The sequence below is a fragment of the Rhodanobacter thiooxydans LCS2 genome (genome assembly GCF_000264375.1).
Lineage (GTDB): Bacteria > Pseudomonadota > Gammaproteobacteria > Xanthomonadales > Rhodanobacteraceae > Rhodanobacter > Rhodanobacter thiooxydans.
The window spans coordinates 1-13,155 of sequence record NZ_AJXW01000041.1 but is presented as its reverse complement, the minus strand read 5'-3'; the positions used below and the strand labels follow the sequence as shown (position 1 = coordinate 13,155).

The window sequence follows — 13,155 nt, the reverse complement described above, 5'->3', positions numbered from 1 at the left end:
CGCCAACGCATGGCATCGACAGCATTCGAGGACAGCGCGGACTACGTGCAATCGCTGGCGCGCGGGCTCCAGGTGCTGCGCGCATTCGATCGCGAGCTGCCCAGCGCGAGCCTGTCCGAGGTGGCCGAACGCACGGACCTGTCGCGCGCGGTGGTGCGCCGCAGTCTGCTGACCCTGCAGCACTTGGGTTACGTCGGCAGCCGCGGGCGCAGTTTCTTCCTGACCCCGCGCGTGCTGGAGCTGGGCTACAGCTACCTCACCTCGCTGGACCTGACCGAGCTGGCGCAGCAGAGCATGGAGCTGCTGTCGCAGCGGGTCGGCGAGTCGTGTTCGATGGCGGTGCTCGACGGCAGCGACATCGTCTACGTGCTGCGCGTGCCGGTGCGCCGGGTGATGAGCCTGGCGCTGGGCGTGGGCGCACGGTTGCCGGCGTTCGCCGCCTCGCTGGGGCGGGTGATGCTGGCCGACCTGCCCGAGGCCGAGCTGGCCGTCTGGCTGCGCGCGCAGAAGTTCCGTGCCTACACGCCGCAGACGATCCGCAGCGCCAGCGCGCTGAAGGTGGAACTGCGCCGCGTGCGCGAGCAGGGCTATGCGCTGGTCTCCCGCGAGCTGGAGCCGGGCTTGTGCTCGATCGCGGTGCCGATCCACGCCGGCGACGGCCGCGTGGTCGCCGCGTTGAACGTCGGCATGCCGTACAGCGAGGAAGCGCCCGCGCGCGCGGTGCAGCAGATCCTGCCGGCCCTGCGCGAGGCGCAGCGCGCCATCGAGCAGGCGATCCGGCGCGGCGGCTGGCTGCCGCACCTGGCGATGAAGCACGCCTATGAATGACGCCTACCTGGTAGACGCCACGCGCACCCCGTTCGGCCGCCTCGGCGGCGCGCTGGCCGGCGTGCGCGCCGACGACCTCGCCGCGCTGCCGATCGCGGCCTTGATGGCGCGCCACCCGGCGCTGGACTGGGCGGCGCTGGACGAGGTGATGCTGGGCTGCGCCAACCAGGCCGGCGAGGACAACCGCAACGTCGCGCGCATGGCGACGCTGCTGGCCGGCTTGCCGGAGAGCGTTCCCGCCGTCACCGTCAACCGGCTGTGCGCGTCCGGCCTGGAGGCGATCGGCCAGGCCGCGCGCGCGATTGCCTGTGGCGAGGCCGAGCTGGTCGTCGCCGGCGGCGTCGAGAGCATGAGCCGCGCGCCGTACGTGCTGGCCAAGGCCGGCGCGGCGTTCGCGCGCGACCAGCAACTGGAGGACACCACGCTGGGCTGGCGCCTGGTCAACCCGCGCATGCAGGCCGGCTACGGCATCGACTCGATGACGCAGACCGCCGAGAACCTCGCGCGCGAGCACGGCATCGACCGCGACAGCCAGGACGCCTATGCCCTGCGCAGCCAGCAGCGCACCGCGCACGCGCAAGCGCAGGGCTGGCTGGCGGAGGAAATCACCGCCGTGGATGCGCCGCACGGGCGGGAGTCGGTCCTCGTGCAGGTCGACGAGCATCCGCGCACCGAGACCACGGCGGCGAAGCTGGCCGCGCTCAAGCCGCTGCTCGGTCCGGGCACCAGCATCACCGCCGGCAATGCGTCGGGCCTCAACGACGGCGCCGCCACCGTGCTGCTGGCCTCCGAAGCGGCACTCGCGCGATACGGCCTGCAGCCGCTGGCGCGCATCGTCGGCATGGCCGCGGCCGGCGTCGCGCCGCGGGTGATGGGCTTCGGCCCGGTGCCGGCGATCCGCAAGCTGCTCGCGCGCACCGGCCTGGGCCTGGCCGACTTCGACCGCATCGAGATCAACGAGGCGTTCGCCGCGCAGGTGCTCGCCTGCACGCGCACGCTCGGCCTGCCCGACGATGCCGACCACGTCAACGCCAACGGCGGTGCGATCGCGCTCGGCCACCCGCTCGGCGCCAGCGGCGCACGGCTGGCGATGACCGCGGCGTTCGCGCTGCGCCGCCATCACCAACGCCGTGCGCTGGTCAGTCTGTGCATCGGCGTCGGCCAGGGGCTGGCGCTGGCCCTGGAGCGTCCATGAATCGGAACCTCATCCTGTCCGCCCTCATCGCCACGGCGGCGCTGCTGCCGCTGGCCGGCCATGCCGCCGATACCGCGCCGCCGGCCGACCGCGCGCTGGGCCGCGCACTGCTCGGCGAACTGATCGCCGTCGACACTACCTCCGAACACGGCAGCACCACGGTCGCGGCGGAAAAGCTCGCCAAGCGCTTCCTCGACGCCGGCTTCGCGCCGGCGGACGTGCAGGTGGTCGGCGACGATCCGCGCCGGCGCAACCTGGTGGTGCGCCTGCGCGGCCACGGCGAGCGCGAACCGATCCTGCTGCTCGCGCATCTCGACGTGGTCGAGGCGCGGCGCGCGGACTGGCACGTCGACCCGTTCGCGCTGACCGAGCGCGACGGCTACTTCTACGGTCGCGGCACCATGGACATCAAGGGCGCCGGCGCCGGCCTGGTCGAGACGCTGCTGCGCCTGCGCCGCGAGCGCTTCGTGCCGAAGGGCGACTACATCCTCGCGCTGACCGCCGGCGAGGAAGACGGCGTCGCTAATGGCGTGCAGTGGCTGCTGGCGCACCGGCCCGAGCTGATCCGCTCGGCTTATTCGATCAACGTCGACGGCGGCGGGCCGGAGCTGCGCGGCGGCCGCGTGGCGGTGCTGTCAGTGGAGACCGCCGAGAAGGTGTTCCTGAGCTACACGCTGACCGTGCGCAACCCCGGCGGGCACAGCTCGCTGCCGACGCCCGACAACGCGATCTATCGCCTGGCGCAGGCGCTGGCGAGGCTGGCGCCGCTGCAGTTCCCGCTGCGCAGCAACGCGGCCACCCGCGGCTATTACGCGACGCTGGCGAAGGATTATTCGGGCGCGCTCGCCGCCGACATGCGTGCGGTCGCCCGCGAGCCGTCCGATCCCGCGGCGCTGGCGCGGCTGGCGGCGTCCTCGGTCTACAACAACGCGCAATTGCGCACCACCTGCGTGCCGACGCTGCTCGCGGGCGGGCAGGCCGAGAACGCGCTGCCGCAGCTCGCGCGCGCCACGATCAACTGCCGCCTGCTGCCGGACGAGGACCCTGACCGGGTGGATGCGGCGCTGCGCCAGGCCGTGGCCGATCCCGGCGTCGAGATCGTCCGCGTCGCGCCGCCGCAGCCCAGCCCGCCCAGCCCGGTGGACGCGGCGCTGTTCGCGCGGGTTGCCGAGGTGGCGCGAGGGCTGTGGGGGCCGATTCCGGTGACGCCCTACATGTCCGCCGGTGCTTCGGACAGCGTGTTCCTGCGCGCCGCCGGGATGCCGTCCTACGTCTTCAACGGCATCGCCTACGATGTCGACGACGACCGTTCGCACGGCCAGGACGAACGCATTTTGGTCGATGCCTACTATCGCTCGCTGGAATTTGACTATAGTTTGTTAAAGAAACTTTAAGGAGCCGCTGCCTCCTCATGCAACGCGTCGCCTTCCTCCTGTCGCATTGCCCGCCCGCCGACGCGGGCCGGGTCGCCGTGTTGCCGCGGGTCTGCCGGCCATGACGGACACACTCGCCACCGGCACGCTGGAGCAGGCGCTGGCCCACGCCGAGCGCCTGCTGCAGCGTGACCCGGCGCTGGCCGGCGAGCAGGCGGCGGAGATCCTCAAGGCCGCCGCGGGCCACCCCGCCGCGCTGCGGCTGCTGGCGGCGGCGCGAATGGGGCAGGGTGATGCGCAAGGCGCGCTCGATATCCTCGAACCGCTGGCACGGAGCCAGCCGAACTGGGCGCTCGTCCATCTCGACCTCGGCCTGGTGCTGGGCCGCCACGGACGCGGCCAACAGGCGATCGACACGCTACGCCGCGCAGTGGCGCTGAAGCCCGACCTGCCGCAGGCCTGGCGCGCGCTCGGCGACCATCTCATGGCCGCCGGCGAGCAGGAGGCCGCGGACGCCGCCTACGCCAACCACGTGCGCCATTCCACCAGCGACCCGCGCCTGCTGGCCGCCGCCACCGCGCTGGTCGAGAACCGCATCCCGGTGGCCGAGGCGCTGCTGCGCGAGCATCTGCGAGAGGCGCCGACCGACGTTGCCGCGATCCGCATGTTCGCCGAGGTCGCCGCCCGGCTGGGCCGCAACGAGGATGCGCTGCACCTGCTGGAGCGCTGCCTGGAGCTGGCGCCCGGTTTCGATGCCGCGCGCCAGAACTACGCCCAGGTCCTGCATCGCAGCAACCGACCGGAACAGGCGCTGGCGCAGATCGAGCGCCTGCTGGCGACGGCGCCGACCCACCCCGGCTACCGCAACCTCAAGGCGGTGGTGCTGTGCCGGGTCGGCGACTACGAGCCGGCGATCGCCATCTACGCCGAGCTGCTGGAGCATTACCCGGACAACCCGAAGGTGTGGATGAGCTACGGCCATGCGCTGAAGACTGCCGGGCACACGCAGCGCGCCATCGCCGCCTACCGCCGCAGCCTGGAACGGGAGCCGTCCTTCGGCGAAGTCTGGTGGAGCCTGGCCAACCTCAAGACCTTCCGCTTCGGTGCCGACGATCTTGCCGCGATGCGCCGCCAGCTGGCGCGTACCGAGTTGGCCGAGGATGACCGGCTGCATCTGGAGTTCGCCGTCGGCAAGGCGCTGGAGGACGCTGCCGACTACGCGTCCTCGTTCCGGCACTACGCGCAGGGCAACGCGATCCGTCGCGCCCAGCTGCACTACAGCGCCGATGAGACCAGCGCACGCGTGCGGCACATCCGCCAGCGCTATACCCGCGAGTTCTTCGCCGCGCGCGCGGGTTGCGGCAGCCCGGCGCGCGACCCGATCTTCGTCGTCGGCCTGCCGCGCTCCGGCTCCACCCTGATCGAGCAGATCCTGGCCAGCCACAGCCAGGTCGAAGGCACCATGGAGCTGCCCGAGGTCTCTTCGATCACGCGCCTGCTACGCGAACGCGCCGGCGCCGACGGCGAGATGCCGTACCACGACGCGCTGGCGGCGCTGGACGCCGGCGAGCTGCGCGAGCTGGGCGAGCGCTACCTCGACAACACCCGCATCCAGCGCAAGACCGCCGCGCCGTTGTTCATCGACAAGATGCCGAACAACTTCATGCACGTCGGGCTGATCCACCTGATGCTGCCGAACGCCACCATCATCGATGCGCGGCGGCACCCGCTGGCCTGCTGCTTCTCGGGCTTCAAGCAGCACTTCGCGCGCGGCCAGGGTTTCAGCTACAGCCTCGAGGACCTGGGCCGCTACTACCGCGACTACGTCGCGCTGATGGCGCATTTCGACGCGGTGCTGCCTGGTCGCATCCACCGCGTCTTCTACGAACGCATGGTCGAAGACACCGAGGGGGAGATTCGGCGCCTGCTCGACCATTGCGGCCTGCCGTTCGAGGAATCGTGCCTGCGGTTCTTCCAGAACGAGCGACCCGTCCGCACCGCGAGTTCGGAACAGGTGCGCCGGCCGATCTACCGCGAAGGCGTGGATCACTGGCAGAACTACGCGCCATGGCTGGCGCCTTTGGAATCGACACTGGGGCAGGTGTTGCAGCGGTACCCCGACGTGCCGGGATTCGAATCCGATGTGGCAGTTTCCGATTGATCGTCACCAGAACCTAGAGAGGGGAGCCAATGCACAGGATTAGGGGTAGACAACCAGTACAATCACGGCGCGCGGCCTTGAACCGCCTGCCGCTCGCCGCGGCGATCTGTTTCGCCATGAGTTCGGCCGCGTTCGCGCAGGACGCGGGCCAGACCCAGCCGCCGACCGGAACGCCGCCGGCGGAGCAGAAGGTCGCCACGCTGAGCGCAGTGACCGTGACCGCGCAGAAACGCACCGAGAACCTGCAGAAGGTGCCGATCAGCATCCAGGTGCTGGGCTCGGAGAGAATCGAGCAGCTGCACATCGCCAACTTCGACGACTACGTGAAGTACCTGCCCAGCGTGTCCTACCAGAGCGCCGGCCCGGGCTTCTCCGAGATCTACATGCGTGGCGTGGCCAGCGGTGGCGACGGCAACCATTCCGGCTCGCGGCCGAGCGTCGGCGTGTACCTCGACGAGCAGCCGGTCACCACCGTCACCGGCCCGCTCGACATCCACATGTACGACATCGCCCGCGTCGAGGTGCTGGCCGGGCCGCAAGGCACGCTGTACGGCGCCAGCGCGCAGTCCGGCGCGCTGCGCATCATCACCAACAAGCCCGACGCCAGCGGTTTCGCCGCCAGCTACAGCGCCGGCATCGACTCGGTCGCCCACGGCGGCATCGGGCACGTGGTCGAGGGCATGGTCAACATCCCGATCGCGAAAAGCGCGGCCATCCGCCTCGTCGGCTGGCACGAGCACGACGCCGGCTATATCGACAACAGGGAAGGCACGCGCACTTTCCCGGTATCCGGCATCACCGTCAGCAACGCCAGGAACTGCACGGCGTCGAGCCTGCTGGTGTGCATGCCCGCGGCCAAGAAGGACTACAACGGCAACGACATCGACGGCGGGCGCGCGGCGTTGAAGGTCGACCTCAACGACGACTGGTCGATCAACGGCACCCTGATGGGACAGAACACCGTGGCCCACGGCAACATCGCCACCGACCCGGCGATCGGCGACCTCGCCCTGACCCACTTCTATCCGGAGCGCACCTCCGATCGCTGGTGGCAGGCGGCGCTGACGCTGCAGGGCAAGATCGGCAACTTCGACCTGACCTACGCGTATGCGCACCTCAAGCGAATCCAGGTCGAGCACAACGACTACAGCGACTATTCGTTCTGGTACGACCAGCTACCCTACGCGTACGGCAACTACCTCTACGACAACGCCGGCGCGCTGATCAACCCGTCGCAGTACATCATCGGCAAGGACCGCTACGCCATGGACAGCCATGAGCTGCGCCTGGCGTCGCCAAAAGAGGATCGCCTGCGCGTGGTCGGTGGCCTGTTCTGGGAGCGCTCGGTGCACGACATCGAGCAGCGCTACATGGTCAACGGCCTGGCCGACTCGCTATCGATCACCGGCTGGCCGAGCACCCTCTGGCTGACCGAGCAGGTGCGCACCGACCGCGACGAGGCGGTGTTCGGCGAGCTGTCCTACGACTTCATCCCCGACACGCTCACCGGCACCATCGGCGGACGCTACTTCCGCGCCGACAACAGCCTGGGCGGCTTCTACGGGTTCAGCGCCGGCTATTTCCCCGGCTCCAGCTACGGCGAGGCCGGCTGCATCTCGCCGCAACCGTACCGCGGCGCGCCGTGCCTGGACTTCGACAAGAACGTGAAGGAAACCGGCTCGCTCGGCAAGGCCAACCTGACCTGGAACATCTCGCCGACCAAGATGGTCTATCTCACGCGGTCCGAGGGCTATCGTCCCGGTGGCCTGAACCGCCGCGGCTCGCTGCCGCCGTACAAGTCGGACTACCTGACCAACTACGAGTTCGGCTGGAAGACCACCTGGCTCGACAACCGGCTGTCGTTCAACGGCTCGGTGTTCCAGCAGGACTGGAAGGACTTCCAGTTCAGCATTCTCGGCGCCAACGGCCTGACCGAGATCAAGAACGCCAACCAGGCGCGCATCCGGGGCCTGGAAACGGAGTTGAACTGGGCCGCTACCTACAACCTGCAACTCAGTGCCGGCGCCGCCTTCTATGATGCCAAGCTGACCGCGACCTACTGCGGCTTCACCGACGCCAACGGTACGCCGGTCACCGATTGCCCCGGCGCGGAGCTGGCGCCGAAGGGTACTCGGTTGCCGGTGACGCCCAGATTCAAGGGCAACCTGGTGGCCCGCTACACCTTCGACGTTGGCCAAAACGAGGCCTTCCTGCAGGGTGCGCTGGTGCACGTGGGCGAGCGCAAGTCTGACCTGCGCCGGCTCGAAAACAGCCTGACCGGCAATCTGGCGGCCTACACGACCATGGACGTCTCCGCCGGTTTCCACAAGAACGGCTGGACAGTGGACGTGTACGTCAACAACCTGTTCGACAAGCGCGGGCAACTCTACAAGTACACCGAGTGCGCCGAGGCGGTTTGCGCCGCCCACGGCGTGGTGTCGCAATACCCCAACGGGCAGGTCTACACCGTCACCAACCCGCCGCGTACCATCGGCATGCGCTTCACACAGGAGTTCTAGGCGGCGAGCGGCACGTCTGCACGACACGGATGTCGTCGACAGGCCCCGGTGCGAACCGGGGCCTGTCGCGTTTGCGGGGCGGTGTCCGGCGCTGGCCGGCGTGTTCGTCCGGTTGTCCGAGCAGTGTCCGCGGACACTGGACCGCTGCCGCGCGCGTGCGGCAAACCGTTGCGGGACAAGCGTTTGTCGCGTCGCTTTGCGTGTGGCACGTGGATTGCAGTGACCGCTGTGCAACCGCGCTGTACGCGGTCAGGAACGGCATCGATGATCCGCGACACTTCCGCACAAGACCGACTGGTCGAGGTCAAACCCAACCACAAGCGCCGGCTGATCCTGCTGGGCGCCGGCGTGCTCGTGCTGGCGCTGCTGGCCTGGCTGGCGCCGGGTATCGGCCGGCTGTTCTCGGCGTCCGCATCGGTCAGCAGCTCGCGGCTGGCCTTCGCCACCGTCGAACGCGGCCCGTTCGTGCGCGACATCGCCGCCGAGGGCAAGGTGGTGGCGGCGGTCAGTCCCACCCTGTACGCCACCTCCGGCGGAGCGGTGACGCTGAAGGTGCACGCCGGCGACACGGTGAAGGTGGGCCAGGTGCTGGCCACCATCGTCAGCCCCGAGCTGACCAACAAGCTGGCGCAGGAACTGAGCAACGCCGACGCGATGGAAGTGGAGTACCAGCGCGCACAGATCGACGCGCGCAAGAAGCGTTCCGCGCTGCAGGAAACCTACGACAACGCCACCATCGACCAGACCACCGCCGAGCGCAACCTCGATCGCTACCAAAAGGCGTATGCCAAGGGCGCGGTGTCCAACATGGACGTGGACAAGGCCAAGGACGCGGTGGACAAGTCGAAAATCGCCACGGCGCACGCCAAGGCCAACCTCGGCCTGGACAACGACAGCCTCAGCTTCGACATCCAGTCGAAGAAGCTCGCGCACGAGCGCCAGCTGCTGCTGGTGAAGGATCTGCAGCGCCAGGTCGACGACCTCAGCGTGAAGTCGCCGGTGGACGGCCAGGTCGGCCAGCTGTTCATTGCCGAACGCGCCACCGTGGCCAAGGACGCGCAGCTGCTCAGCGTGATCGACTTGTCCGCGCTGCAGGTGGAGATGCAGGTGCCGGAAAGCTTCGCGCGCGATCTCGGCATCGGCATGGCCGGCGAGATCAGCGGCAATGGCCACACCTGGAAGGGCCTGGTCAGCGCGATCTCGCCGGAAGTGGTCAACGGCCAGGTCGCCGCGCGGCTGCGCTTCGAGGGCGACACGCCGAAACAGCTGCGGCAGAACCAGCGCCTGTCGGTGCGCGTGCTGCTGGACAAGCGCGACGACGTGCTGACCGTGCAGCGTGGTTCGTTCGTCGACGAATCGGGCGGCAGCTATGCCTACCTGGTGCGCGACGGCATCGCCAAGAAAACCCCGATCCGCGTCGGCGCCTCCAGCATCGACAAGGTGGAGATCCTCGACGGCCTGAAGGAAGGCGACCGCATCGTGATCTCCGGCACCGACAGCTTCAAGGGCGCGGCCACGGTCGCGATCAGCAACTGACGATTTCCTCCCTCCCCTGCGTGCAGGGGAGGGGCAAAACACCACCACCACCAAAGGACGCAACCATGCTGAAGATGACTCACCTGTCCAAGGTCTACCGCACCGAAGTGGTGGAGACCTATGCGCTGCGCGATTTCAACATCGACGTAAAGGAGGGCGAGTTCGTCGCCGTCACCGGTCCGTCCGGCTCCGGCAAGACCACCTTCCTGACCATCGCCGGCCTGCTGGAGACCTTCTCCGGCGGCGAGTACCACCTGGACGGCATCGAGGTGAGCAACCTCAACGACAACGCGCGCTCGAAGATCCGCAACGAGAAGATCGGCTTCATCTTCCAGGCGTTCAACCTGATTCCCGATCTCAACGTGTTCGACAACATCGAGGTGCCGCTGCGCTACCGCGGCATGAAGGCGGCCGAGCGCAAGCAGCGCATCATGGATTCGCTGGAGCGCGTCGGCCTGGCCTCGCGCGCCAAGCACTACCCGGCCGAACTTTCCGGCGGTCAGCAGCAGCGCGTGGCGATCGCCCGCGCGCTGGCCGGCTCGCCGCGCCTGCTGCTGGCGGACGAGCCGACCGGCAACCTGGACACGCAGATGGCGCGCAGCGTGCTCGAACTGCTCGAAGACATCCACCGCGAGGGCGCCACCATCGTGATGGTCACGCACGACCCGGAACTGGCCGCGCGCGCCCAGCGCAACGTGCACATCATCGACGGCCAGGTGGTGGACCTGTCGGAGGACCCGCGTTTCCACACCATGCACGCGATCGAGGCCGGCGAGGCGCATGGCTGATTGGGCGGGAACAGGGAGCAGGGAATAGGGAATGGCAAAAGTGTGCACGGACGTGGCGTCGCGGCAACTCCCTGTTCCTGATTCTCCATTCCCCACCCACTTCTCCGGCAGAGATTCCTGATGCTTGCCTATTACCTCCAACTCGGCCTGCGCAGCCTGCGGCGCAACCCCGCGCTCACCACCTTGATGGTGATGGCGATCGGTTTCGGCGTGGCCGCGTCGATGATCACCTGGTCGGTGTTCCGCGCGGTGTCGGGCAACCCGATTCCGGGCAAGTCCGCGCAGCTGTTCACGCCGCAGGTGGACGGCTGGGGGCCGCAGCAGAACCGGGAGGGCGAGCCGGCGGAAGCGCTGGGTTACGTCGACGCGATGGCGCTGCTGCGTGCGCATCAGGCCAAGCGCCAGACCCTGTTGTATCCGGTGCAGCTGTCGGTGATGCCGGGAGGCAACCGCGAGCTTCCGCTGAACGCCAACGGCTACGCCGTCACCGCCGATTTCTTCGGCATGTTCGAGGTGCCGTTCCGCTACGGCAGGGGCTGGGGCGCGCAGGACGACGAGGCGCGGGCCAGCGACGTGGTCATCAGCAGCGAGCTCAACCAGAAGCTGTTCGGTGGCGCCGACAGCACGGGGCGCACGCTCGGCCTGGGCGGCCATGACTTCCGCATCGTGGGCGTCGCCAGCCACTGGAACCCACGCCCGCGCTTCTACGACCTGTTCAGCACCAGCGGCTTCGCCGACGAGCCGGACATCTACATGGTGTTCAATCGTGCGCTCGACTTGCAGATGCGCACCGGCGGGCGCAACAGTTGCCGCGGTTCGATCAGCTACACCAGCTGGCAGGGCTATCTGCAGAGCAACTGTGTGTGGCTCACGCCGTGGGTGGAACTGGATAGCCCCGCCGAAGTCGCCCGCTACCGCGTTTTCCTGGAAAACTACGCCGCCGACCAGCAGCACGCGGGCCGCTTCGCCTGGGCCGCCAACGTGCGCCTGCGCGACGTGATCCAGTGGCTCGACTACGAGCACGTGGTGCCGCCGGAAAGCCGCATCGCGCTGGTGGTGGCGCTGGGCTTTTTCCTGATCTGCCTGGTCAACACCATCGGCCTGCTGCTGGCCAAGTTCATGCGCCGCGCCGGCGAGATCGGCGTGCGCCGAGCGCTGGGCGCAACGCGGGGCGAGATCTACACGCAATACCTGGTCGAGGCCGGCACGGTGGGCCTGGCCGGCGGCGTGCTCGGCCTGCTGTTCACCGCGGTGGGCGTGTCCGGCGTGGGCATCCTGTTCCAGCCGGAGATCGCCAGGCTGGCGCGGCTCGACCTCTCGCTGGTTGGCCTGACCTTCGTGGTGGCGATCCTCGCCACCGTGCTGGCGGCGTTCTACCCGGCGTGGCGCGCGGCGCACGTGCAACCCGCCTGGCAACTGAAGTCGAGCTGAGGAGAGCGCCATGCATATCCAGATCAGGCCCATCCTCACCGCGCTGCGCCGGCACAAGGCGGGCACCCTGCTGATCGCGCTGCAGATCGCGCTGACGCTGGCCATCGTGTGCAACGCGCTGTTCATCATCCACCAGCGGCTGGCCAACCTGTCCACGGCGAGCGGCGTGGACGAGGCCAACGTGTTCGTCATCCAGAACCAGTGGGCCGCCGACCGATCGACGGAACAGGTCGATGCGCAGGTGCGCGCCGACCTGCTCGCGCTGCGGCAGCTGCCGGCCGTGCGCAACGCCACGCCGGCCAGCGGCTATCCGCTCAGGGGCGGCGGCTGGGACAACTTCGTCACCATGACGCCCGAGCAGGTCAAGCCGACCACGGATGCGGCGGTGTACACCGGCGACGAGCATTTTATCGACACGCTGGGTCTGAAGCTCATCGCCGGGCGCAATTTCCGCCCCGACGAGGTGATGGTGATGGGCACCCAGCAGGCCATCACTCCGCCGACGGTGATCGTGAGCAAGGCGCTGGCCGACCGTTTGTTCCCCGACGGCAACGCGCTGGGCAAAAGCTTCTACGCGATGGGCACCGAGCCGAGCACCATCGTCGGCATCGTCGACCCGCTGCACCGGCAGGGCGTGGACCAATGGAGCAACGGCTATGCCGGGCAGGCGCTGATCTGGCCGCTGCGGGCGGATGATGCGCGCGGCATCTTCTATATCGTGCGCGCCAGGCCCGGCCAGCTCGCCGACGCGATGCGCGATGCGCCCAAAGCGCTGTACGCGCAAAGCCGCCTGCGCATCATCGAGCCGAAGGACGGCATCCAGGACTACGCCACCATCCGCCACAAGGTGTACGACCGCGACCGCGGCATGGCGATCCTGATGGGCATCATCAGCGTGGTGCTGCTGGCGATCACCGCCGCCGGCATCGTCGGCCTCACCAGCTTCTGGGTCGGCCAGCGCCGCAAGCAGATCGGCGTGCGCCGCGCGCTGGGCGCCCGGCAGCGCGACATCCTCGCCTACTTCCTGACCGAGAACTTCCTGATCAGCGCGAGCGGCGTGGTGCTGGGTGCCGTGCTGGCGGTTGCCTTCAACCTGTGGACGGTGACCCGTTTCGAGATGAGCCACATGTCGATGGCCTATGTGGGCATCGGCATGGTGGCGCTGCTGTTGCTCGGCCAGGGCGCGGTGCTGGCGCCGGCGCTGCGCGCCTCGCGCGTGTCGCCGGTGGAGGCGACGCGCAGCGTGTGACGCTTTTTACTCCCTCTCCTGCATAGCAGGGGAGGGCTGGGGTGGGGTGCTCTTGCTCTTTGCCTCAAAAGCTTC

General features: G+C 68.7%; 9 protein-coding genes. All 9 read left to right on the top strand.

Annotation, left to right across the window (positions count from 1 at the left end):
- Positions 1-9: 9 nt before the first annotated feature.
- The 9 genes from UUA_RS08325 (at position 10) to UUA_RS08285 (ending at position 13,080) form a co-directional block, all read left to right on the top strand.
- On the top strand, positions 10-828 hold the full coding sequence (locus UUA_RS08325; protein WP_008435891.1) for an IclR family transcriptional regulator domain-containing protein: 819 nt from the start codon (positions 10-12) through the stop codon (positions 826-828).
- Complete coding sequence (pcaF, locus tag UUA_RS08320) at positions 821-2,023, top strand: 3-oxoadipyl-CoA thiolase (RefSeq protein WP_008435889.1); 1,203 nt, start codon at positions 821-823, stop codon at positions 2,021-2,023. Before UUA_RS08325 ends, pcaF begins: the two co-directional genes overlap by 8 nt.
- Positions 2,020-3,417 carry a M20/M25/M40 family metallo-hydrolase gene (locus UUA_RS08315; protein ID WP_008435888.1) on the top strand — a complete coding sequence of 466 codons (1,398 nt, stop codon included), beginning with the start codon at positions 2,020-2,022 and terminating at the stop codon, positions 3,415-3,417. Before pcaF ends, UUA_RS08315 begins: the two co-directional genes overlap by 4 nt.
- A 100-nt stretch (positions 3,418-3,517) precedes the next feature.
- The gene (locus UUA_RS08310; protein ID WP_008435887.1) at positions 3,518-5,557 is read left to right on the top strand and encodes a tetratricopeptide repeat-containing sulfotransferase family protein; all 2,040 of its coding nucleotides are present in this window, start codon (positions 3,518-3,520) and stop codon (positions 5,555-5,557) included.
- 29 nt (positions 5,558-5,586) lie between these two features.
- Positions 5,587-8,076: a TonB-dependent receptor gene (locus tag UUA_RS08305; RefSeq protein ID WP_193385128.1), complete on the top strand. Its 2,490-nt coding sequence runs from the start codon at positions 5,587-5,589 to the stop codon at positions 8,074-8,076.
- Positions 8,077-8,340: 264 nt separating this feature from the next.
- Positions 8,341-9,612: an efflux RND transporter periplasmic adaptor subunit gene (locus UUA_RS08300; RefSeq protein ID WP_008435885.1), complete on the top strand. Its 1,272-nt coding sequence runs from the start codon at positions 8,341-8,343 to the stop codon at positions 9,610-9,612.
- A gap of 65 nt (positions 9,613-9,677) precedes the next feature.
- A complete protein-coding gene (locus UUA_RS08295; protein WP_008435884.1) occupies positions 9,678-10,400 on the top strand; it encodes an ABC transporter ATP-binding protein in 723 nt (240 codons plus the stop codon).
- Between the two features lie 120 nt (positions 10,401-10,520).
- The gene (locus UUA_RS08290; protein WP_008435883.1) at positions 10,521-11,831 is read left to right on the top strand and encodes an ABC transporter permease; all 1,311 of its coding nucleotides are present in this window, start codon (positions 10,521-10,523) and stop codon (positions 11,829-11,831) included.
- A 10-nt stretch (positions 11,832-11,841) separates the two neighbouring features.
- Positions 11,842-13,080, top strand: a complete 1,239-nt coding sequence (locus tag UUA_RS08285) for an ABC transporter permease (RefSeq protein WP_008435882.1) — start codon at positions 11,842-11,844, stop codon at positions 13,078-13,080.
- The last annotated feature ends 75 nt before the right edge of the window (positions 13,081-13,155 follow it).